22 protein-coding genes are annotated in these 21,738 nt (G+C 37.5%); 10 read left to right on the top strand and 12 right to left on the bottom strand.

Annotated elements, in window-relative coordinates; all coding sequences use genetic code 11:
• The first annotated feature begins 75 nt into the window (after positions 1–75).
• The 4 genes from ABFY81_RS08115 (at position 76) to ABFY81_RS08100 (ending at position 6,118) form a co-directional block, all read left to right on the top strand.
• A complete protein-coding gene (locus ABFY81_RS08115) occupies positions 76–2,322 on the top strand; it encodes a bifunctional prephenate dehydrogenase/3-phosphoshikimate 1-carboxyvinyltransferase (protein WP_347913509.1) in 2,247 nt (748 codons plus the stop codon).
• 127 nt (positions 2,323–2,449) lie between these two features.
• Positions 2,450–2,833 (top strand): hypothetical protein, encoded by a 384-nt coding sequence (locus ABFY81_RS08110; protein ID WP_347913508.1) that lies wholly within the window; start codon positions 2,450–2,452, stop codon positions 2,831–2,833.
• Between the two features lie 233 nt (positions 2,834–3,066).
• Positions 3,067–4,497, top strand: coding sequence for a formylglycine-generating enzyme family protein (locus tag ABFY81_RS08105; protein WP_171250710.1), 1,431 nt, complete (start codon positions 3,067–3,069; stop codon positions 4,495–4,497).
• Between the two features lie 151 nt (positions 4,498–4,648).
• Positions 4,649–6,118 (top strand): aminoacyl-histidine dipeptidase, encoded by a 1,470-nt coding sequence (locus ABFY81_RS08100; RefSeq protein ID WP_347913507.1) that lies wholly within the window; start codon positions 4,649–4,651, stop codon positions 6,116–6,118.
• 35 nt (positions 6,119–6,153) lie between these two features.
• Here ABFY81_RS08100 and rtcA read toward each other — a convergent pair whose 3' ends face one another.
• The 5 genes from rtcA to ABFY81_RS08075 form a co-directional block, all read right to left on the bottom strand.
• Positions 6,154–7,200 (bottom strand): RNA 3'-terminal phosphate cyclase, encoded by a 1,047-nt coding sequence (rtcA, locus tag ABFY81_RS08095; RefSeq protein WP_151762263.1) that lies wholly within the window; start codon positions 7,198–7,200, stop codon positions 6,154–6,156.
• Between the two features lie 259 nt (positions 7,201–7,459).
• On the bottom strand, positions 7,460–7,918 hold the full coding sequence (locus ABFY81_RS08090) for a DIP1984 family protein (RefSeq protein WP_151762264.1): 459 nt from the start codon (positions 7,916–7,918) through the stop codon (positions 7,460–7,462).
• Positions 7,915–8,847: a hypothetical protein gene (locus ABFY81_RS08085; protein ID WP_347913506.1), complete on the bottom strand. Its 933-nt coding sequence runs from the start codon at positions 8,845–8,847 to the stop codon at positions 7,915–7,917. The genes ABFY81_RS08090 and ABFY81_RS08085 overlap by 4 nt, the downstream gene beginning before the upstream one ends.
• A gap of 26 nt (positions 8,848–8,873) precedes the next feature.
• Entirely contained in the window at positions 8,874–10,142 is a 1,269-nt protein-coding gene (locus ABFY81_RS08080; RefSeq protein WP_347913505.1) for an RtcB family protein, read from the bottom strand.
• A 255-nt stretch (positions 10,143–10,397) separates the two neighbouring features.
• Positions 10,398–11,372 carry a ribonuclease Z gene (locus tag ABFY81_RS08075; RefSeq protein WP_347913504.1) on the bottom strand — a complete coding sequence of 325 codons (975 nt, stop codon included), beginning with the start codon at positions 11,370–11,372 and terminating at the stop codon, positions 10,398–10,400.
• Between the two features lie 67 nt (positions 11,373–11,439).
• Here ABFY81_RS08075 and rtcR point away from each other — a divergent pair, with 67 nt between their 5' ends.
• The gene (gene rtcR, locus ABFY81_RS08070; RefSeq protein WP_347913503.1) at positions 11,440–13,038 is read left to right on the top strand and encodes an RNA repair transcriptional activator RtcR; all 1,599 of its coding nucleotides are present in this window, start codon (positions 11,440–11,442) and stop codon (positions 13,036–13,038) included.
• A gap of 59 nt (positions 13,039–13,097) precedes the next feature.
• On the opposite strand, the gene ABFY81_RS08065 is transcribed toward rtcR, so the two are convergent.
• Positions 13,098–13,730, bottom strand: coding sequence for a hydrolase (locus tag ABFY81_RS08065; RefSeq protein ID WP_347913502.1), 633 nt, complete (start codon positions 13,728–13,730; stop codon positions 13,098–13,100).
• 125 nt (positions 13,731–13,855) lie between these two features.
• Here ABFY81_RS08065 and yaaA point away from each other — a divergent pair, with 125 nt between their 5' ends.
• Positions 13,856–14,635 (top strand): peroxide stress protein YaaA, encoded by a 780-nt coding sequence (yaaA, locus tag ABFY81_RS08060; protein WP_347913501.1) that lies wholly within the window; start codon positions 13,856–13,858, stop codon positions 14,633–14,635.
• 197 nt (positions 14,636–14,832) lie between these two features.
• On the opposite strand, the gene ABFY81_RS08055 is transcribed toward yaaA, so the two are convergent.
• The 5 genes from ABFY81_RS08055 to ABFY81_RS08035 all read right to left on the bottom strand — a co-directional run bounded on the left by ABFY81_RS08055 (position 14,833) and on the right by ABFY81_RS08035 (position 17,565).
• Positions 14,833–15,618 (bottom strand): thiazole synthase, encoded by a 786-nt coding sequence (locus tag ABFY81_RS08055; protein ID WP_001154367.1) that lies wholly within the window; start codon positions 15,616–15,618, stop codon positions 14,833–14,835.
• A gap of 13 nt (positions 15,619–15,631) precedes the next feature.
• Positions 15,632–15,829: a sulfur carrier protein ThiS gene (thiS, locus tag ABFY81_RS08050; protein WP_347913500.1), complete on the bottom strand. Its 198-nt coding sequence runs from the start codon at positions 15,827–15,829 to the stop codon at positions 15,632–15,634.
• A 13-nt stretch (positions 15,830–15,842) separates the two neighbouring features.
• Positions 15,843–16,208, bottom strand: coding sequence for a DUF423 domain-containing protein (locus ABFY81_RS08045; protein WP_191103600.1), 366 nt, complete (start codon positions 16,206–16,208; stop codon positions 15,843–15,845).
• A 111-nt stretch (positions 16,209–16,319) separates the two neighbouring features.
• On the bottom strand, positions 16,320–17,186 hold the full coding sequence (rpoH, locus tag ABFY81_RS08040; RefSeq protein ID WP_347913499.1) for an RNA polymerase sigma factor RpoH: 867 nt from the start codon (positions 17,184–17,186) through the stop codon (positions 16,320–16,322).
• A 133-nt stretch (positions 17,187–17,319) separates the two neighbouring features.
• On the bottom strand, positions 17,320–17,565 hold the full coding sequence (locus ABFY81_RS08035; protein WP_039254768.1) for a sulfurtransferase TusA family protein: 246 nt from the start codon (positions 17,563–17,565) through the stop codon (positions 17,320–17,322).
• A gap of 375 nt (positions 17,566–17,940) precedes the next feature.
• Here ABFY81_RS08035 and ABFY81_RS08030 point away from each other — a divergent pair, with 375 nt between their 5' ends.
• Both ABFY81_RS08030 and rhlB read left to right on the top strand, forming a co-directional pair.
• Positions 17,941–18,153 carry a cold-shock protein gene (locus ABFY81_RS08030; RefSeq protein WP_000126912.1) on the top strand — a complete coding sequence of 71 codons (213 nt, stop codon included), beginning with the start codon at positions 17,941–17,943 and terminating at the stop codon, positions 18,151–18,153.
• Between the two features lie 110 nt (positions 18,154–18,263).
• Positions 18,264–19,415, top strand: a complete 1,152-nt coding sequence (gene rhlB / locus ABFY81_RS08025) for an ATP-dependent RNA helicase RhlB (protein WP_004700570.1) — start codon at positions 18,264–18,266, stop codon at positions 19,413–19,415.
• A gap of 38 nt (positions 19,416–19,453) precedes the next feature.
• Here the strand turns inward: rhlB and ABFY81_RS08020 are convergent, their stop codons facing one another.
• Positions 19,454–19,834 (bottom strand): hypothetical protein, encoded by a 381-nt coding sequence (locus ABFY81_RS08020; RefSeq protein ID WP_019457108.1) that lies wholly within the window; start codon positions 19,832–19,834, stop codon positions 19,454–19,456.
• A gap of 203 nt (positions 19,835–20,037) precedes the next feature.
• On the opposite strand from ABFY81_RS08020, the gene ABFY81_RS08015 reads away from it, so the two are divergent.
• Complete coding sequence (locus ABFY81_RS08015) at positions 20,038–20,613, top strand: nitroreductase (protein WP_019457107.1); 576 nt, start codon at positions 20,038–20,040, stop codon at positions 20,611–20,613.
• A 34-nt stretch (positions 20,614–20,647) separates the two neighbouring features.
• A complete protein-coding gene (locus tag ABFY81_RS08010; protein WP_019457106.1) occupies positions 20,648–21,721 on the top strand; it encodes an NAD(P)H-dependent glycerol-3-phosphate dehydrogenase in 1,074 nt (357 codons plus the stop codon).
• Positions 21,722–21,738 lie beyond the last annotated feature (17 nt).

The following is a 21,738-nucleotide window of genomic DNA, read 5'->3' as shown; positions in this document are numbered from 1 at the left end:
ATGGTCATGTCATTATGCTTAAAAACAAATTGCTCAAAGGTTTAAATAACTTTGAGCAAAAGCAAAGTTGAAGTTATGTCACAACCCCTATTTAAAAAAGTTGCATTTATTGGTTTAGGACTCATCGGGTCGAGTTTGGCACGGGTTATTGTTGCCGAAAAGTTGGCGACAATAGTTGTTGCATCTACACGCTCAAAAAAAACTTTAGAAGATGCAAAATCACTTGGCTTAATACAAGAAGGATTTTCTGATCCTATTGAAGCCGTGAAAGGGGCAGATTTAGTTGTTTTAGCCTTGCCAGTACGTGCGACACAAAAAGTGCTCGAGCAAATTAAGCCTTATTTGTCAGAAACCACGATTGTAACTGATGTGGGAAGTACAAAAGGTAATGTTGTTGAGGCAGCAAAAGCTGTATTTGGTGAAAATTTACCAGCAGGTTTTGTACCGGGACACCCTATTGCTGGTAGTGAGCACACAGGTGTTCATGCAGGTAAGGTTGATCTATTTGCAAATCATAAAGTGATTTTAACGCCGTTGCCAACAAGTGCAGAATGGGCTGTTGATAAACTGATTCAACTATGGTCGGCTGCTAAAGCTGAAGTGATTTGTATGGATGTTGCCAAGCATGATGAGGTTTTGGCACATACGAGCCATTTACCGCATTTAATGGCATTTAATCTGGTCGAGCAACTTGCAAACCGTGAAGATAACTTGGATATTTTCCGTTATGCAGCTGGTGGTTTCCGTGACTTTTCACGAATTGCAGCAAGTGATCCTCAAATGTGGCATGACATTTTCTTTGCCAACAAAACCGCTATCTTAAATGCTGTAGATGGCTTCGAAAAGCAACTTACCGTACTTAGAAAATTGATTGAAAACGAAGATTCTCATGCATTAATGGGTTTACTCGGCCATGCTCAGGCAGCACGCCAACATTTCAATCATATGTTAGCCAAAAAACCTTTAATGGAGAAAAATAAGGTGACACAGCAATTCAGTATCTTACCGGGAAATAAGGCATTTAAAGGTAAATTTACCGTACCGGGTGACAAATCTGTGTCACATCGCTCCATTATGTTTGGTGCTATTGCCGAAGGCACCACCCACGTAACTGGCTTCTTAGAAGGTGAAGATGCTCTAGCAACTTTACAAGCTTTTCGTGATATGGGTGTAAGCATTGAAGGCCCTAAAAATGGTGAAGTGACCATTCATGGCGTGGGTATGCATGGCTTAAAAGCACCAGCAAGTGCATTGTATATGGGTAACTCTGGTACAAGCATGCGTTTACTTTCAGGTATGCTTTCTGCACAAAAGTTTGATTCTGTTATGACAGGTGATGCATCACTTTCTAAACGTCCAATGGAGCGTATTGCTAAACCCTTACGTTTAATGGGTGCGCAAATTCAAACAACAGGTGAGAAAGGTACACCACCTGTAAGTATTACGGGTAGCCAGCAATTAAAAGGCATTCAATACGATTTACCTATGGCATCTGCTCAGGTGAAATCAGGTATTTTACTTGCTGGTTTGTGGGCTGAAGGCGAAACTTCGGTAACTGAACCAGAACCAACTCGTGACCACACAGAGCGCATGCTTCGTGCATTTGGTTATGAAGTTAAAACTGAAAGCAACAAGATTTCACTCGTTGGTGGCGGAAAATTAGTAGGTACTGATATTCAAGTTCCATCTGATATTTCATCTGCTGCTTTCTTTATGGTGGGTGCTGCAATCACAGAAGGTTCAGACGTTGTGCTTGAGGCAGTAGGTATTAATCCAACACGTACTGGTGTAATTGAAATTTTAAAACAGATGGGTGCAGATCTGACTGTTGAAAATGAACGTATTGCTGGTGGCGAACCTATTGCTGATATTCATATTAAAGGTTCACGCACACTTAAAGGTATTCATATGCCTGAAGACCAAGTACCTTTAGCAATTGATGAATTCCCAGCTTTATTTATTGCAGCGGCTTGTGCCGAAGGCCAAACAGTATTAACTGGTGCGGCAGAACTTCGTGTGAAAGAATCTGACCGTATTCAGGTCATGGCAGATGGCTTAAAAATCATGGGTATTGACTGTACGCCAACTGAAGATGGCATCATTATCGAAGGTAAAGGCAAATCTGGTGATTGGTCACCAATCTTCACTGGTGGTGAAATTGAATCACACCACGACCACCGTATTGCTATGAGTTTTAGTATGGCAGGTCTTCGTAATTCTGGTCCGATTACAATTCATGGTACTGAAACCGTTGCTACAAGTTTCCCAACTTTCACTGAGTTGGCGAATCGTGCAGGTTTAACAATCGAAGTTAGCCAATAACTTTTTACCTAACACATTTTATAATTGCTAACACAATAGCAACGGCAGCAGCGAGCTAAAAGCTTGGCTGCTGTTTGTTTATTGCTTATGCTAAGTGCAGATAATGATAATAGTGTTAGGACAAAGGATGAAAAAATTACAATTTATTGCCAGTTGCCCACAACATGGGGTGCTTGATCATCCACCAAATGAATGCCATATCACTCAAGAATATGTAGCGGCTTTATTATTTAAACAATTGGGGCATTATGGTTTCGATGCACAGCATATTGTGCATGAACATGAAAAGGTAGAAGTGAGTATTGATAATCATCTTTTACCTTTGTCTATTACTTGTCAAAAAACAGAACATGATGGACACCTGATGTGTGAAATTTCTGCCAATCCAGATGAAGAACAAGACTGGTTTGAGAAAATTGAAACACAAAGCATTATTCGCCAGCTTGCACAGGCCGTTGAAAATAGTTTGAAAGCCGATCAGAGTTTTTCCCAATTTGTTTGGAAGTCTTGATCAATTAAATATATTTTATGAAGTAAGGGTGAACATATTTGTTCACCCTTTTTATTTATTAATATTGATAAGAATTATTTATTTTTGTAGTGACATTATTTAATAAAAATTAACAAACGAAAAAATAATATTGTTTGAATTTTGAACTAATTTTCTATTAATTTAAAAATGCTTTTTAACAAAGAACTACTCAATTTCCTCTTCTTATTTATATTATTTTACAGAGAATTAACATGAACATAATTTCCAGTAATTATTCAAAAGGCTTTGGTATATTGATTATCTCCTTATTATCAGCGTGTAATAGTGATGATAAAGATACGACCATAAACTCAACAAACCAGAAGTTGCTAGAAGGAACAATTACTTCTTTAGAGAATCTTAAGCAAAATCTAGTATGGCAAGAAAATCAGTGTGATAGTGTTTATTCTAAAGTGATCAGTGAGGCAGCAATTGCTCAAAAATCAGCGGCAGAACTAAGAGCCAATATCGCTAGTTCAAATAATTTAGGAGTTTTTCTTGATAATCAAATTATTCCGAAACTAGCTCAGCTTACTGATGAGTCAACTGTATTAAGAGCAAGGTGTAATGCTCCAGACTATGATGGAACAGGCGTAAGCATTGAACGACCTGCCATGCTAAGGGAAATGTTAAGTGAATGGCAGGGAACAATTAATTTATTAATTCGTCAAATCAATAACCCGCCAAATATGAATCCTGAAATTAAATTAGCCTCATTAACCAATACCAATATTAATCAATCAACTCTAGCAAAGTCTAAATTCAAAGATTGTTCAGATAGTTTTTGTCCGGAAATGACGGTTATTCCAGCTGGTAGCTTTTTAATGGGTGGAAATATAAATGAGCAAGAGCAACAAAATGTACCGGCTCAATCTCGACCATACGAATTACCTCAGCACTTAGTACAAGTCGAAAAACCATTTGCAATGTCAACTTATGAAACAACAATTGCTGAGTTTCAGGCTTTCCAAAAAGAAACTGGCTGGGAAGTCGAAGGATGTCGTAATTGGGAAACACGCAATGGTGTCTTCAATATGTGGTATCGAGATGATTTAAATCCGAATAATTCGGGTATGAATCAAACACCTCAGGATCCTGTTGTATGTGTACGCCGTGAAGATGGAAGAGAATTTGCGAAATGGTTATCTAAAAAAACAGGTCAGACCTACCGTTTACCAACAGAAGTTGAGTGGGAATATGCGGCGCGTGCTGGAACGACAACAGCGTATTATTGGGGAGATGACCTTAATCTTGACCAAGCTTGTAAATATGCAAATGTATTAGATCCATCTACAGCGGCAGCATTACCCCAAACCAGTGGTTGGAGTCTATTTAAATGCACGGATGGTTATGCATTTACGTCACCAGTCGGAAAGTTTTTACCAAACAATTTTGGTTTATATGATATGAGTGCCAACGCACGAGAATGGGTGGATGACTGCTGGCACTCAAATTATGAAAATGCTCCTAGTGTGAATCGTCGCTGGGGTGAAGAAAATAATGGACAGTGTAATTTCCCAGTTTTACGTGGAGGGGCATGGATATATAACACTTATAACGTGCGAACTGCTTATCGTAATGCGTATGTAACTTCACAAGCTCGTTCAATTATGTGGGGATTCCGTTTGGTTCGCGAAATTTAGCTTTGATTTTTATACCTAATATATTCTACATTTAAAGTCATTTTTTTAATTTATCAGCGTCGATTTTAATAAAAAGCTAAAACTGCGCTGATAAATTCTTATCTTTCAATAAACCTACGTTTATTAAGAATATTTGTGAGAGTATAAATATATGGTGCCATTTGATTTTTCGAACTTATCTCCTCAAGTGGTTTGGCAGCATTTTCAAACACTTTGCACTATTCCACGTCCCTCAAAGCACGAACAGCAGCTTCGTGAGTTTTTAAAAAACTGGGCTGAAAGTCGAAATTTAGAAACTTACGTAGATGAAGTTGGTAATTTAATTATCCGTAAGAATGCGACCACGGGTAAAGAACATGTGTCTGGCGTTATTCTTCAAGGCCACTTAGATATGGTCACACAAGCTAACACTGGCACAGTACATGATTTCTTTAAAGACCCGATTTGTCCAGTCCTCGAAGATGGCTGGTTAATTGCTAAAGATACTACTTTAGGTGCCGATAATGGCATTGGCGTAGCCTTAGCTTTAGCTGTATTAGATTCAAATGATATTGCTCATGGACCAATTGAAGTTCTTTTAACAGTTGATGAGGAAGCGGGTATGAGTGGTGCACGGCTTTTACAGGCAGGTGTACTAAAAGGAAAATGGTTATTTAATATTGATACAGAAGAGTGGGGCGAGTTATATCTCGGATGTGCTGGCAGTATTGATGTTGAAGTAGAGCAGCCGCTTAGTTATGAACCAATCCCTGAAAATTTGAATATTATGAATATTCAGGTAGCTGGTCTTAAAGGTGGTCACTCTGGCGTAGATATTCATTTAGGACGTGGCAATGCTAACGTTATTTTGGCTCGCTTTTTAAATCAATATTTAGACTCACTTGGTGGGCATCTTGTTGAGTTTACAGGTGGTACGGCCCGTAATGCTTTACCGAGAGAAGCTGTAGCGACTATTGCAATTTCGCCTAACCAATTGCCTGAATTAGAAAAATTACTCGATGAATATCAAACAGCATGGAAAAAACAGCTACAAGGTATTGATGACAATCTGCAATTAATTATTCAGCCTAATAGTGCTGAAGTGACTGAAGTGACTGAAGTGATTACTCAACAACAGCAAAACGAGTGGTTACAAGCTTTAGCAACAAGTCCTTATGGCGTTGCAAGTATGAGTCAAGCTCTCCCAGATGTGGTTGAGACTTCAAATAATATTGGAGTGGTGAGACTAAATAGAGAAGGCGGAAAAGCTGTTTTAATGGTTCGCTCAATGGTGAACCAAGAAGCTCAAGATTTTGCAGAAAAAATTCAGGCACATTTTAGTCAATTTAATATCACCTCTATACTCACACCGTTAGTTTCAGGATGGACACCAAACCCTGACTCGGCGGCTTTAAAGTGCCTACAACAAGCCTATCAAAATGCGTTTAATATTGAACCAAATCTAAAAGTAATTCATGCGGGTTTAGAATGTGGGATTATTGCTGAACATTATCCACATTTACAGATGGTTTCTTTTGGCCCGGATATTCAAGGGGCGCATGCGCCGGGCGAACGAGTAAAAGTAGATACTGTAGAGAAATGCTGGAAGCTACTGGTAACCGCTTTGGCATCTGTAGAGTAATTTTTTAAGAAATAAGAAGCTCAGTTATGAGCTTCTTAAATTTTAACCTTTACATGAAAATGATCTGGATTTAACTCAACAAACTCGATTTCACAATCAATAAATTTTTCAATCATGGCCGCTTGAGTACGAGTGTGTTCGCTAATACATTGTGCGGTGAATTCACCCCCTTGACCTAATGTTAAAGGTAGCAGTAACTGGTCTGCCAAATATTCATCTACAACAGCCTGCGAAGATAAATATAGCTTTACATCTTTTGCTAAATGATCAGCTATTTGCTCTGCACTTTTGCTCTTCTCACCTAAAGCTGTAAATAGTTGGCTGTGATATTGATGAGTAACTTTCACATATACTGTATTGCCTTGGCTAATTCCATTTAAATGAAATTGCTGCTGAGAGCTTAAGTTTAGCTTTTTACTTAATGTGGTTAATTCGCGTTGTGCAATTTGTGCTTCTTCTGAAAGATTTAATACTGCTGCAAAAGCCTCATTGCTTTGTAAAACACCACGATCTAATAAATTTAGCTTGTTTCGATTTTGCCATGGCTGAATGGTAACTTGAATTTCACCCGCACCAATTGGAAAGAAGCCAGCTTTATTTAATTTAAAATTTACGTTAATTCCAATCTTCGCTAGAGCAGGTAAAAAGCAATGTTCAATAAAATCTGCTGTTGGTGCAAGTGGATTATGTGTACCGCCTGAAATGGTGAGTTCGCTAGCTTCATTTTGTAATAACAAAACAGGTAGAAGCGTTTGTAAAACCAGTGTTGTACTACCCGCTGAACCAATTTGAAATTGATATTTACCACTTTGAACATGCTGAGGTGCAAAATATAAACGCTGGCTATGTAATTCAGCGCCTTCCACATAAGCTTGGCTAATTTGTTGAGATGCCTGTACGCAAACTAAATGCTGGCGCATTAAACCTGGTTTTTTACGTCCTGCACGTATATTAATTAATTCAAACGGTTGGCCTGTAATCATTGAAAGCGCAAGGGCAGTTCTTAAAATCTGTCCACCACCTTCACCTTGTGAGCCATCAATTTGAATGGCTTTTGGCATATTTGCCAAAACTGTATTCACTTCTATTTTCCTTATTTTCTAATTTAATGAACATACTGTCAGTACATGGTAATGCGAAGTAACGCGTGACTTTGCTTTTGACAAAGGTTTGCTAGGTGCATAGTGCTGAGCCTGATAAGTGAATATCGATGCACGGCTCACATGCTGCCATAGCCGCCTGAATTATTTTCAATCCCTCAGATCGGAGTAATGCAGGATCTTGTACTCGCCCAGTATGTCCAAACTTTGATTGTGAAAATGATTTCACAAAATCTATTGTTTAATCGATTAGATCAATTTGCCAATTAGCAGCCTGAATTTTTACGTTTAAGTCACGTAGTTTCGCACTGATATCATCCGCCTGCTTTTGTAAGTTAGAAACAGGAATGACTTTCTTCCACTTAATTTCACGTGAGCTATAACGATCAGGTTCTCGATGTGTATTAGCAATTGCATCGATTAAAATCTTATGCTGTTCAGCATAATTATCGCGCAAGCTTAATAGAGACAATAATACTTTGCCATCTTCCAGTTTTGCTTGTGCATTGGTCAAATGAATACGACAAATCAATTGATTGCTTTCCTGAGTTAAAGCGAATACTTGTTTGATTAGCTCATTTGGATCTTCACTAGGTTCATCGCCTTCTTGTACCAATACATTGGCATTGATTCGTTGTTTTAACGAAGCGAGCTTTTTTTGTTGATCGCTTCGAAGTAAAAGTGCTTCTGCGAGTTTCATTTTTTATATTCTTCTTCAGTAATGAAACAATTCTCAGAATTATGTAGAATTTTAAAAAAATCGTATTGTAATATCACTTCATCAGTAACATTTTTATCAATTTGATTAGAGAAAAATCTTCCTTTATTTTGATCTAAAATAATCATCTCTTTAGTGATTTCTTTAAATATATCTACACTTGATAATGCCCAATTTTTTTGGAGCTCTCCAAGTCCCATACAATCATTTGCTAAAGTTAAATCATTAAGATCATATTTTAGATTTTTATTAAATTCAAAAATAATAAAATCAAAAAAATCTTTTAAGTAACAATACAAAGCATGAGTGTGAAATGCAAAGTAGTTGTCGCTAAAATTGATAGAATTATTATAAAAATTTGTATAGCAATAATTTGGAATGGTCAAGTCATCTAAGTCTAAATTATATGCTTGGAAACATAGCCTTTTTCCAAATAAAGGATTTTCACTTATATAAAAAGGTGTAACTTTAATTCCTCCATGTGTAATCTTATTGCGAATGAGATTAATATTTTTATACCATTGTATATTAAGGTGATTAAGGTTGTTCGAGTATTCGATAAATTTATTTTCTAAATATTGATACCTATTTTTTTGCTTCTTATTGTTAGGAAACACTAATATATCTGCTATTTGATAAGCAATATCAAAAATAGTACTAATTTTATAATAGCAATATTCTACATTTTGGATACCGATAAGACCTGTTTTATTGTAGTTCTTCATAAATTCTTCATTTTTTTGAATTTCATGAATAAAACCAATAGTATAGAATAACTTGTTGAAGTGGGTTTGTAAGTTGCCAAAAAGCAACACTACTTTTTTAGTAATCTTATCTTCACAATATTTCTTCATATACATAATTAAGTTGTATGTTGGATTTTTAACGAATTTTGCATCTACATCAATCATGATTTTTTCTCTCGTAAAAATAAAAATTAACCCTTAACACACACCACTTGTCTTAATGTATAAACCACTTCAACCAAATCGCTTTGTGCTTTCATTACATCTTCAATCGGTTTATATGCCGATGGAATTTCATCAATTACAGCAGCATCTTTACGGCATTCCACACCTTCAGTTTGGGCAATTTGATCTTCTACAGTAAAACGTCGTTTTGCTTCAGTACGGCTCATAACACGGCCTGCACCATGCGAACATGAACAGAAAGATTCCTGATTTCCAAGTCCACGTACAATAAATGATTTCGCACCCATTGAACCTGGAATAATTCCGTATTCACCTAGACGCGCACGGACTGCACCTTTACGAGTGACCATTACTTCTTCACCGTAGTGTTCTTCCTTTTCCACATAGTTATGGTGACAATTCACTGCTTCCAAACGTGCCTGAAAAGGCTTTGGTACAATAGTAGCCAAGGCTTTAATCGCAGATTGCATCATGATTTCTCGGTTCTTCATCGCAAAGCGTTGAGCCCAACCTACAGCAAACCAGTAATCATCAAAGTGTTCAGTTCCTTCTACTAGGTATGCTAAATCTTTATTTGGCAAATTAATGAAATGCTTCTGCATGTCTTTACGGGCAAGTTCGATAAAATGATTACCGATAGCATTTCCTACACCACGAGAACCTGAGTGCAACATAATCCAAACATGATCATGCTCATCTAAACAGATTTCAACAAAGTGGTTTCCAGTACCTAAAGTTCCCAAGTGCTTGCGGTTATTGGTGTTTTTCAAGCGTGGATGTTTTGCACAAATGTATTCAAAATCTGCAACCAGATCGGTCCAAGCTTGATCTACCATTTCTGGTGGAGTTTCCCATGAACCACGATCACGTCCGCGCTTAGTCATTCCATGGGGAATTAATCGCTCAAGTTCAGTACGTAGAGCATGTAAGTTATCTGGTAAATCTGAAGCAGTTAAGCTTGTACGGGTTGCCATCATTCCACAACCAATATCTACACCCACAGCAGCAGGAATAATTGCCCCTTTGGTTGGAATCACGCTACCAATAGTTGCTCCTAAACCGAAGTGTACATCTGGCATTACAGCCATCCATTTATAAATAAAAGGCATTTGTGCTGTTTGTAATAATTGTTGTTTTGAGTTGTCATCAACAAGCACGCCTTTAGTCCACATTTTGACTGGCATACTTTTTTCATTTTGCAGAACTTCATAAGAACGTTGTTGCTGCTTTTGTTCAAACTGAGCTTGTTGTTTAATTTCTTCAATGACAGACATTTTCTTTTCCTTTCAAAGCCTGCCTGCCAAGCGTTTGCAGGCAGGTGTTATTCACAATATCCGAATGATGTTGTGTGCTTTTTACTATTGCACTGAGTGTGCCAACTTTTAAAAATATACTTAATTAAAAATATAAGTTATTGAAAATAATATATAAAAATAATTATTCTTTCTGCGTAACTAATTTCTGTTGGAAATTTTAATATTTAAAAGATATCTAAAAATATATTTAAATATCTTTTTGGATATGTGTATTTAATGGTATTTATGATTTCTATCGACTTTTAAAAGCTGTCCAGCTTCATTTAAAGTAAATTCATCAAAATCATTGGCTAAATAAAAATGACCTTTATAAAACTGGAGAACTTCTTCAGTAATAGCTTGCTGCCCAACTTTATCCTGATGTCGGGGGCTAAAATGCGTCAGAATTAAATTGCTTAAAGATTGCTCTTCTGCAAATTCAGCCACCATTTTTGCTGAGCTATGCATTGGACCTTTGCCGACTTTATCTAAAACGGTTTGTAAGTATGTGGACTCATGAATAAGGAGTTGAGCATCTTTGCAAGCGTCAGCTAATAGTTCTGGTTGATCATTATCACCACCTATAATTGCATGAACTTGTTGATTTTGAATTTTGATAAAGTCTTCAGCTTTTAAGGTTTGTCCTTTAAATTCAATATTGTAGCCTCGTTTCAAATGGCCCCACATATCGCCTTGAGGTACGCCAAGCTGAGTTAGAGCTTGGGTATCTAACTTCTTCTGAATAGATTTGATATAAATGCTAAAAGCAAAACTTGGAACACGATGGCTTAGTGGATGTGCTTGAACAATGAATTCGTCAGTGATTTGTTGTGGCTGCGTTGCTTCATTTACATCAATGAATTGAAGGGAATAGGGTAAATGTAAATCTGTAAGTTGGGCAGTGATTTCAAACCATTGCTGAATTTCTTTCGGTGCAATCACGATTAAGGGTTTGCTACGGGCATTCATGCCTGCACTTGCTAATAAACCAACTAGACCATAACAATGGTCGCCGTGAACATGTGTAATACAAATGGCAACTAGGTTTTGTAGTGAAAGTTTAGCTTGTTGAATACGGTGCTGTGTCCCTTCGCCAGCATCAATTAAAATCCAGTCCTTATTTTTGCTGTTACGAACTGCTAATCCTGAAACATTACGTGTCAGGGTCGGTACACCTGAAGATGTGCCTAAAAAAGTAAAATGAAGCATATTCTTGGAATTTTTTAGTCAAATGCGTATTGTATATTATAGACACTTATAAAATTTTATAGAAATTATGGCGGATGCAAAGAAAACAGTTGTTATTGGCTTTGTCGGTTCTACACTTGATCAGGGGAGAAGGCCAGATCGCTGGCAGCGTTGGCGTCCTACACTTAGCCTGTTAATGCATGAAGATTTGCTTGTAGATGAATTGGTATTGTTACATGATCGACAACATCATAGTTTAGTTAAATCTATAGCAGCAGATGCTCAAGAAATCTCTCCACAAACTGAGGTTTCTGGACATAAGGTAAGTATTAAAGATCCTTGGGATTTTGCTGAAGTTTATGGTGCACTCTATGACTTTGTAAAAACCTATCCGTTTGATGTCGAAAAAAATAACTATTTACTGCATATCACGACAGGAACGCATGTTGCTCAAATTTGTTGGTATTTATTGGTAGATGCACATTATTTGCCAGCTCAACTCATTCAAAGTTCACCTAACCAACACAAGACATCAGAAGGTGAATATAGAATTATTGATCTGGACTTATCTCGATACGATGTTTTAAAACAGCGCTTCGATGATGAGCAAAAGCAAAATTGGCAACAACTTAAAGCCAATATTTCTACTCATAATAAAGCGTTTAATCAGCTTATTGAGGAAGTTGAATTAGTTGCAACCCGCTCTAGTGCACCTATTTTAATTATGGGGGCAACAGGGGTTGGTAAGTCTCATTTGGCAAAACAAATTTTTCAGTTAAAGAAAGATAAATTTCAATTAAGCGGCCGTTTTATCGATGTTAACTGTGCAACCTTACGTGGTGATAGTGCCATGTCGACCTTATTTGGTCATATAAAAGGTGCATTTACAGGCGCAGCTGCATCTCGTGCTGGTTTATTAAAAAGTGCTGACCAAGGCATTTTATTTTTAGATGAAATTGGTGAATTGGGACTTGATGAACAAGCTATGCTGCTAAAAGCACTAGAAGACAAAAGCTTTTTTCCTGTTGGAAGTGATAAGGAAATTCAGGCCGATTTTCAGCTAATAGCGGGTACTAACCGTGATTTGCGTAATGAAGTTCAAGCTGGCCGATTTCGTGAAGATTTATGGGCTCGTTTGAATACGTGGACATTCTTTTTACCTAATTTAAAAGATCGTGTAGAGGATATTGCACCCAATATTGATTTTGAGTTACAGCGTTTTGCTGCAATTCATCAAAGACAATTACGTTTTCAACGTGATGCATTAGAAACATATTTAAAGTTTGCTAAATCGGCAGATGCATCATGGCAAGGAAATTTTAGAGATTTAGCAGCGAGCGTAACTCGTTTGGCAACTTTATCTCAAGGTGAGTTAATTCGTCGTGAGGCTGTAGAAAAAGAAATTGAGCGCCTAAAGCAACTTTGGCTTATTCAGGGTGAATCTTACAATGATAAAAATATAGATATTTTGTTGAACTATTTGGATTCTAAACAAATAGAGCAAATAGATGAATTTGATCAGATTCAATTACGAGGTGTGCTCAAAGTCTGTGAAAATTCAAAATCAATGGCAGAGGCGGGAAGACAACTCTTTTCGGTATCTCGCCAACAACGTAATACAACAAATGATAGCGACCGAGTAAAAAAATATTTAGCGCGTTTTGGGTTAAGTTGGAATAATTTTTAGCAGTTACTGTGCTTATGAAATGATGGACATAGACTCAATCTATGCCCATCAAATACACTTTATTTCATGATAATAAAGCGTGTAATGATTTGACGAAGCTGTTTTAAATAACCTGTAAAGAAGTGGTTAGCGCCAGGTAAAATCGTAATTGGATGCTTCTGTGGTTTTGCCCATGCAATTGCATCTGAAAGTAAGGTAATGTCATCTTGCTCACCATGAATGAGTAGAATATCACCTTGAATTTCTGGAGTTTTATAGTGACGTAAGCCCACTACAGTCGCTGTTGGTAAGCCGCACAAAATTAACTGTACTGGTTGTAATTCTGGACTAAGCTGCGCATAACATTTTGCCAAAACATGTGAGCCGAAGCTAAAACCGCCTGCATAGAACGGCAAGCCTTCATGAAGCTTACGAACGTGTTCAATGACACCTAAAATATCTTCGGTTTCACCATGACCTTCATCATGAATGCCTTCACTACCACCTAAACCACGGAAACTTGGGCGGTAAACAATACAACCATATTCATTAAAGATTTGGGTTAAAAGAGCAGGGACTTTATGTTGAGGAGTTCCACCTTGCAATGGATGCGGATGGCAAACAACCGCAAAGCCTTTGATTTCACCTTCAGGGCGGTCTACAAAAAGTTCAATTTTACCAACTGGACCCTGAATGAAAATTTGCTCAGACATATAAGAATCGATAAATAACAATACGTATTCCTATTTTACCGATAGTCGTCATTGAAAACACGAGTTAGCATTAAAAAATATCTACTGTTATAGTTGGTATTAAGAATAATTTTTTCAGGTTGTCTATGCTTGCTTTAATTTCTCCTGCAAAAACTTTAGATTATGAAACAGCGTTACCTACAGATGAGTTTACTCAGCCGCGCTTATTAGAAAACTCAGCACAATTAATTGATGTTTGCCGCAAACTTTCCGCTTCGGAAATTGCGACTTTAATGAGTGTTAGTGAAAAAATTGCCACACTCAATGCAGATCGTTTTAGAGATTGGAATCCCGAATTTAATTTCTCAAATGCTCGCCAAGCAATCTATGCATTTAAAGGTGATGTTTATACTGGTTTAGATGCTTATCATTTAAATGACAAAGATATTGATTTTGCACAGCAGCATTTGCGTATGCTCTCTGGTCTATATGGTTTATTGCGTCCTTTAGATTTAATGATGCCTTATCGTTTAGAGATGGGCACTAAATTAAAAAATACGCGTGGCCATAATTTGTATGAATTTTGGGGTGATATCATCACTAACCAGATTAATGAAGACTTGGCCGCAATTAAATCTGAATTGTTGGTAAATCTAGCTTCAGATGAATATTACAAGTCTGTCAATGAAAAGAAAATTAAGGCTGAAATTGTGAAGCCCGTTTTCCTTGATCAGAAAAATGGCAAATATAAAGTCATTAGTTTCTATGCGAAAAAAGCACGCGGTTTAATGGCTCGTTTTATTGTTGAAAACCAATTAAATAAAGCTGAAGACATCAAAGCATTTAATACAGAGGGTTACTACTTTGATGCTGATAACTCATCTGCAAAAGAGTTGGTATTTAAACGTGATGAACAAGTGGCTTAGCCTTACTTAAGTTAAACTTTCGTAAGCGGTAACTATCGTGAGGTGGCATGGATGCCACCGTTTCGCTGTATTACATGGATGTAATATCAGCGAAACAAAAGATTTTTGTTACTTTTCATCTTTGAAAAGTAACATGCCTATACAAGTTGCATTAAAGTTACAACGGCAATTAAGGCTGTATTCTCACAAGAAATAGATTATTTAAAGAAATAACCAGTCTCTGGTGAGCTTGCATTTGCCATGCGTTTACGTGACATACGACCAGCTAAAAATGCTTCACGTCCTGCTTCAACAGCTTTTTTCATGGCAGAAGCCATTAAAATAGGGTTTTGCGCAGCTGCAATCGCTGTATTCATGAGCACGCCGTCACAACCGAGTTCCATTGCAATAGCGGCATCACTTGCTGTACCAACGCCTGCATCGACTAGGACAGGTACTTTCGCATTTTCTTTAATAATTGAAATAGTGTGCGGATTTAAGATACCTAAACCTGAACCAATCAAGCTACCTAAAGGCATAATTGCGACACAGCCCATACTTTCAAGTTCTTGAGCAATGATTGGGTCATCAGACGTGTAGACCATAATCTCAAAACCGTCATCAATCAAAGTACGAGCGGCTTTTAAAGTCTCGGTTACATTTGGATATAAGGTTTTTTCATCACCTAAAACTTCGAGTTTTACCAAGTTGTGACCATCTAGAAGTTCACGCGCTAACATACATGTGCGTACTGCGCTATCAGCATCAAAACAACCTGCGGTATTTGGCAAAATTGTATATTTTTCTGGTGGGATGACTGAAAGTAAATTCGGTTGATCTGGATTTTGTCCAATATTCACACGACGAATTGCGACAGTTACAATTTCTGCACCACTGGCTTGAATAGCTAAATCCGTTTCATTTAAGTCTTTATATTTGCCAGTTCCTACCAATAAACGAGATTGAAAAGAACGTGAACCAATAATGAGAGGGGTGTCTTGCATGGATAACTCCGACTTAGCCGCCGCCAACAGCGTGAATAATTTCGATACGGTCATGTTGAGCAATCGTAATTTGCTCTAATTTGCTTTTAGAAACGATTTGCTGATTGTGTTCAACAGCAAAACGTTTTCCTTCAAGTGCCAGTTCTTGAACGAGCTGCAACAGGTTTTGGCTAGGCGTGTCCGTTAATTCGCCATTTAAATAAATTTGCATGATCACATTCCGACTATTTAGCGTATTTGAAAGCATTCCAAGCCAAGATCAGCCATCCAGAAATCATTAAGGCTCCACCGATTGGTGTAATTGCGCCTAATATTCGTGGTAAACCTAGTGCCATGATATAAAGCGAACCACAGAAAAATAGAATACCAATTTGGATAAGCAAGAAAGATAACTTGATTGGAAAGAGAGGAAGAACCTTACTTAAAATACCAAGTGCTAGTAGGCCTAAAGCATGATAAAAAAAGTAATCGGTTGCAGTCTGCCACCAAGCAAGTTGCTCAGGACCCGCGTGAGCTTTAAGACCATGTGCTCCAAAAGCACCCAACATGACTGCAAAAGCAAGATTAAGGGCTGAAATGGCAATCCACATAACAAAAAACGCTACTGAATAATGAAAGGCAACGTTACCATAGAATAGGTTGGCTAAACATAGCTAGATAAAACAAAAGGGCTTATCGCCCTTTTATTTTTTTCATTTAATTTAGCTAGCTGACATTGCGACTTTAATTTTTTCCATCGCATTTTTTTCAAGCTGACGAATACGTTCCGCAGAAACATTATATTCAGCAGCAAGCTCGTGTAGGGTAGATTTATCATCATCTAACCAACGACGTTGCAAAATATTCCGCGAACGATCATCTAACTGATTCATGGCATCATGTAAAGCAGATGTGCTTTGCTCTTCCCAGTCTTCATTTTCAACTAAACGAGCAGGGTCGTAGCGGTTATCTTCAAGATACAACGCAGGCGCTGTGTGTGGTGTGTCATCGTCGTCATCGCCTTGTGCCTCAAAGGCAGCATCATAAGCAGTTAAACGACCTTCCATTTCCAGAACTTGTTCTGGAGTTACATTTAAGTCATTAGCAATCGATTGAGCTTCTTCGAGTGTTAATTTTTTGCTCGATTTTTTTAGGCTACGTAAATTGAAAAATAATTTACGTTGAGCTTTTGTCGTTGCAATTTTGACAATACGCCAGTTGCGAATAACGTATTCGTGAATTTCTGCCTTAATCCAGTGGACGGCAAAAGAGACAAGACGTACGCCCATATTTGGGTCGAAACGTTTTACGGCTTTCATTAAGCCTAAGTTACCTTCTTGAATAAGGTCGCCTTGTGGTAGGCCATAACCTGCATAGCTGCGCGCAATATGAACGACAAAACGTAAATGCGACATTACCAGCATTTTTGCGGCATCAAGATCTTGGTCATAATAATAACGTTCAGCAAGTTCTTTTTCTTGCTCGGCCGTTAAAATAGGAATCTGATTGACAGTACTGATATATGCACCAAGGTTTACACCGGGCGCAGACAATGACAGGGGCATCAATTGATTGCTGCTGTCACTCATGAGTTCTCCTTATAGGATAGGATGGATTAACCAATAAATTCATCTTAATTTGAATTGTCTTCATAATTAAGGAAAATTGGGTAGAAAAATGTAAAATTTTATGCAGTTTCTAATCTTTTATTTTATCAAAGAATCATTGAGTTTCAATTAAATAGTGAAATTCTCTTTCCGAAATCTGCATGGTTTGACACATAAAATGATGTAAATTGCAGTAACGGGTTACATCAATTTCACTATGTGGGTCAGATGACTTTAATAAAAACAGTTGCTTTCCAGATACTTTTTTAAGCTCACGTTTTAACATTAATAAAGGCATTGGACATGGTTGACCAAGCGCATTAATTTCAATGGGGGTAATAGCAGAAGAGGTAGTGCTCATTCATCATAAAAACAACTAAAAAAAATATTCTAACAAATTTTCTTATGAACTCTAGCTGTTTTATAAAATTATGAGGTCACGGATTCTTATAAAAATTCTAGTCATAAGGTGTTTAAAAAAAGAGCTAAAAAATAGGGGAAATATTTGAAAAAAATTCTATTAATTGTCATAAACCCGTGTTAAGCTCGAACCGTTTTAGGGATTACCACACAGTTAAATTGTTTTAATAACCTATAACAAATGGATGTAACCGGAAATTGTTGATAGTTTTACAGAATGATTACAAGCTTTAAGATTATAAAAATTTTAAATCCTTGTTTACTCTGCTGTTTGCAACACCGGAAGGTCCTTTTTTCATCATCTGAGGATTGACTTATGACAGCTCGTGAACAAGGCGTAGTAAAGTGGTTTAATGACACTAAAGGCTTTGGTTTTATTCAACGTAACGGCGGCGACGATGTATTCGTTCACTTCCGTGCAATCGTAGGTGACGGTCACCGTTCTCTACGTGACGGTCAACGCGTAGAGTTTAGCGTTGTACAAGGTCAAAAAGGTTTTCAAGCTGAAAACGTTCAGCCTTTAGACTAAGACTAAATTCATCTTTTTGATGAATCATGGACGCTCCAATTTTTGAATTGGAGCGTTTTTGTTTATAATGATCTTCTCATTCGAGAGATTGTTTGTTAGAGCACGTATTTATGACATCTGGTTTTGAAACCTTGAATTTACATCCGCAACTTAAAAAGGCGATTGATGCTTTAGGGTTTACTCAAATGACCCCAATTCAGCAAAAGGTTTTAAAATATACATTAGCCGGGCATGATGCAATTGGGCGAGCACAAACAGGAACAGGTAAGACAGCTGCCTTTCTGATTAGTGTAATCAATGATTTACTCAATAATCCAATTAAAGAGCAACGTTTCCGTGGTGAGCCTCGTGCTTTAATCTTGGCACCTACTCGTGAGTTGGCATTGCAAATTGAAAGTGATGCGAAATTTCTCACAAAATTCTCTAATTTACATGTCGTGACCCTATTGGGTGGTGTCGATTTTGATAAGCAGAAGAAGCAACTTGATGCTAATTTTGTTGATATCATTGTTGCTACACCTGGCCGTTTAATTGATTTCGTAGAACAAAAAGAAGTCTGGCTCGATCAAATTGAATTTTTAGTGATTGATGAAGCTGACCGTTTATTAGATATGGGCTTTATTCCTTCGGTAAAACGTATTGTTCGTTATTCACCGCGTAAAGAACAACGACAAACCCTCATGTTTTCAGCGACATTTAGCTACGACGTCTTAAATTTGGCAAGACAGTGGTTATTTGAACCTGTAACAGTTGAAATTGAACCTGAACAAAAGACCAATAACGATGTCGAACAACGTGTTTATGTTGTAGCTAAACAAGATAAATATCGTCTTTTACAAGATATTTTGCGCGAAGAACCGATTGATAAGGTCATGATCTTTGCAAATCGCCGTGATCAAGTGCGCCGCCTATATGACCATTTGAAAAAAGATGGATATAAAGTGGGAATGCTCTCGGGTGAAATTGCTCAAGACAAACGTATGAAAATGTTAGAGCAGTTTAAGCAAGGTAAACATAACATCATGATTGCAACCGATGTTGCTGGTCGTGGTATTCATGTGGATGGCGTATCGCATGTAATCAACTTTACTTTGCCTGAACAGTCTGATGATTATGTACACCGTATTGGCCGTACTGGTCGTGCAGGGGCACAAGGTGTAAGTATTAGTTTCTTGTCTGAAGATGATGCTTTCTATTTACCAGAAATTGAAAAAGCAATTGGTAAAAAACTACCGCTCACCCGATTGGATGGGTATTGTTAATAAAAAAATCCCAATCAACTGATTGGGATTTTTTTCACTTAATTAATTTTACAGTAAAAAGTAAGAGTGGTTTGGTAATCATCATCTTTTGCTAAAGACGCATTTTTACCAGTTAAACTACCAATGACACCTGCAGCAGCTTCTACCATTTGACCAGTTTTTTCACTGACTACATCTTTTAATACACCATGATAAGTAGTTTTTTCATCAACAATAACTGGGGTTGTGCTCTTAGAGCAGGTTTTTTGTGCGGCAGTCACTGCATTGTTTTTTGCAATTAAATTGGTTTTACCAATACCAGTTACTTCAAACTGATTATTTTCTTTTTGAATTGCTAAAGTGTTTTTAGGAGTAGTTGCACAAGCACCTAGTAATAAAATAACGCTACTCATTGCACTCGCTAAAATTATTTTTTTCATGATTCACCTAAGTTAACCGCCAAAAGATAGGGTTATTTGAACATAAGTTTTCTAATTGATTTTGAAGACGTTGTATGAGTTTTGAAGTTTTGTATTAAAAAATGTCAAACTATGAGTTCGCTAAGTTTATAAGCTAGATTCCATGGTGGATTAACGGTAGATTATGCTAATCTATTTCGAATTTTTGAGTTAGATCAATATTAATGACGGATTCAGCAATACAAATAATTCACCAAAATATTCATCAGCGTCAGTCTATTGGCCAATTAATTGAACCCGCTCCAAACTCAGATCAATTAGAGTTGGCTTTTCAGGCTGCTTTAACAGCTCCGGATCATCATAGACTTAAGCCAACACGTTTTGTAATTGTTTCTGGCGAACAACGTGGAGCTTTTGGTGAGGTTCTAGCAAAAGCTTTGGCGGATTTAGGTGAAACTGATCCTGCTCAACTTGAACGCGTTAAGCAACATCCTTTTCGCGCTCCGCTACTTATTTTAGCGCTTACTCAGTTGCAAGATCATCCCAAAGTGCCACATTTTGAGCAAATCTTAAGTACAGGTGCGGCAGTACAAAATCTTTTGTTATCTTTGCAAGCTCAAGGGTTTTCAACCATGTGGCGTAGTGGTGCTGTTGTCGAATCAAATTGGTTAAAACAGCATTTAGGTTTGCAACCCCATGATTTAATATCAGGTATTATTTACGTTGGCACAGCAGCTAAAGCAATTGCACCACGTGCAGATATTGAAAGTAAAGAATTCGTAAAAGTTTGGCAGGCTTAAACGTCTGTAAAAGTAAGAAATAGGATAATAAAGCATGGCTGAATTTAAGTTTACAGATTTGGTGGAACCTGTTGCGGTCGATAAAAAAACGGCATTACGCATTACTGTTTTAGGCGGTGGTAGCTTTGGTACGGCCATGGCTAATTTGGCTGCTCGTAATGGCTGCGATACCATGATCTGGATTCGTGATGCCGAAACAGCAGAAGAAATTAATAAAACCCATATTAATAAGCGTTATTTGCCAGACTTCACTTTAGAATCTTCATTGCGCGCTGTTTCGGATTTGGAACAAGCTGTATGTGATCGAGATATTATTTTGGTCGCAATTCCTAGTCATTCTTTCCGCGATGTTTTAAAACAAATCGCGCCTTATATTACTGCACAAGCGGTTGTTTCTTTAACCAAAGGTGTTGAAGCTAAAACGTTTAGTTTCATGAGTGATATTATTCGTGAAGAATTACCTGAAGTTCCATACGGTGTATTGTCGGGTCCAAACCTTGCCAAAGAAATTATGGCAGGTATGCCATCTGGTACGGTGATTGCAAGTGATTCGGAACTTGTTCGTTATGCTGTACAACATGCACTGCATAGTGCGTTATTCCGTGTTTTTGGTAGTGATGATGTTCATGGCGTTGAATTAGGCGGTGCGCTTAAGAATATTTATGCAGTGGCAATGGGGATTGGGGCAGCATATAAAATTGGTGAAAATACCAAGAGTATGATCTTAACGCGTGCTTTGGCTGAAATGAGCCGTTTTGCGGTAAAGCAGGGTGCAAATCCACTTACGTTCTTAGGTTTATCTGGTGTTGGTGACTTATTTGCGACTTGTAATAGTCCATTGAGTCGTAATTATCAAATCGGTTATGCATTAGGTTCTGGTAAGACACTTGATCAGGCAAGTAAAGAGTTGGGTCAAACTGCAGAAGGTATTAATACAATTGTTCAAGTGCGTGGTAAAGCAGAAGAACTGGATGTGTATATGCCAATCACCAATGCCTTATATGAAGTAATTTTTGAGGGTGCTCCACCATTAAATATTGCGCTTTCACTTATGAAAAATGGGCACCGTAGTGATGTTGAGTTTGTTTTACCTCATCATGAAGTCTGACGAATAAATGTCATAAA

The sequence above is a fragment of the Acinetobacter sp. WA-87 genome (assembly GCF_039938935.1).
GTDB lineage: Bacteria > Pseudomonadota > Gammaproteobacteria > Pseudomonadales > Moraxellaceae > Acinetobacter > Acinetobacter seifertii.
Note: the sequence above shows the minus strand (reverse complement) of the source record. Positions and strands in the feature narration are given on the sequence as shown.

Coding starts and splice junctions, on each gene's coding strand:
- rhlB (WP_004700570.1), top strand. CDS start 18,264: ATGACATCTGGTTTTGAAACCTTGAATTTACATCCGCAACTTAAAAAG.
- ABFY81_RS08015 (WP_019457107.1), top strand. CDS start 20,038: ATGACGGATTCAGCAATACAAATAATTCACCAAAATATTCATCAGCGT.
- rtcR (WP_347913503.1), top strand. CDS start 11,440: ATGGCGGATGCAAAGAAAACAGTTGTTATTGGCTTTGTCGGTTCTACA.
- thiS (WP_347913500.1), bottom strand. CDS start 15,829: ATGCAAATTTATTTAAATGGCGAATTAACGGACACGCCTAGCCAAAAC.
- ABFY81_RS08045 (WP_191103600.1), bottom strand. CDS start 16,208: ATGTGGATTGCCATTTCAGCCCTTAATCTTGCTTTTGCAGTCATGTTG.
- ABFY81_RS08035 (WP_039254768.1), bottom strand. CDS start 17,565: ATGAGCACTACCTCTTCTGCTATTACCCCCATTGAAATTAATGCGCTT.
- ABFY81_RS08080 (WP_347913505.1), bottom strand. CDS start 10,142: ATGTCTGTCATTGAAGAAATTAAACAACAAGCTCAGTTTGAACAAAAG.
- ABFY81_RS08075 (WP_347913504.1), bottom strand. CDS start 11,372: ATGCTTCATTTTACTTTTTTAGGCACATCTTCAGGTGTACCGACCCTG.
- ABFY81_RS08110 (WP_347913508.1), top strand. CDS start 2,450: ATGAAAAAATTACAATTTATTGCCAGTTGCCCACAACATGGGGTGCTT.
- ABFY81_RS08115 (WP_347913509.1), top strand. CDS start 76: ATGTCACAACCCCTATTTAAAAAAGTTGCATTTATTGGTTTAGGACTC.
- rpoH (WP_347913499.1), bottom strand. CDS start 17,186: ATGAGTGACAGCAGCAATCAATTGATGCCCCTGTCATTGTCTGCGCCC.
- ABFY81_RS08065 (WP_347913502.1), bottom strand. CDS start 13,730: ATGTCTGAGCAAATTTTCATTCAGGGTCCAGTTGGTAAAATTGAACTT.
- ABFY81_RS08105 (WP_171250710.1), top strand. CDS start 3,067: ATGAACATAATTTCCAGTAATTATTCAAAAGGCTTTGGTATATTGATT.
- yaaA (WP_347913501.1), top strand. CDS start 13,856: ATGCTTGCTTTAATTTCTCCTGCAAAAACTTTAGATTATGAAACAGCG.
- ABFY81_RS08030 (WP_000126912.1), top strand. CDS start 17,941: ATGACAGCTCGTGAACAAGGCGTAGTAAAGTGGTTTAATGACACTAAA.
- ABFY81_RS08010 (WP_019457106.1), top strand. CDS start 20,648: ATGGCTGAATTTAAGTTTACAGATTTGGTGGAACCTGTTGCGGTCGAT.
- ABFY81_RS08100 (WP_347913507.1), top strand. CDS start 4,649: ATGGTGCCATTTGATTTTTCGAACTTATCTCCTCAAGTGGTTTGGCAG.
- ABFY81_RS08055 (WP_001154367.1), bottom strand. CDS start 15,618: ATGCAAGACACCCCTCTCATTATTGGTTCACGTTCTTTTCAATCTCGT.
- ABFY81_RS08090 (WP_151762264.1), bottom strand. CDS start 7,918: ATGAAACTCGCAGAAGCACTTTTACTTCGAAGCGATCAACAAAAAAAG.
- ABFY81_RS08085 (WP_347913506.1), bottom strand. CDS start 8,847: ATGATTGATGTAGATGCAAAATTCGTTAAAAATCCAACATACAACTTA.
- ABFY81_RS08020 (WP_019457108.1), bottom strand. CDS start 19,834: ATGAAAAAAATAATTTTAGCGAGTGCAATGAGTAGCGTTATTTTATTA.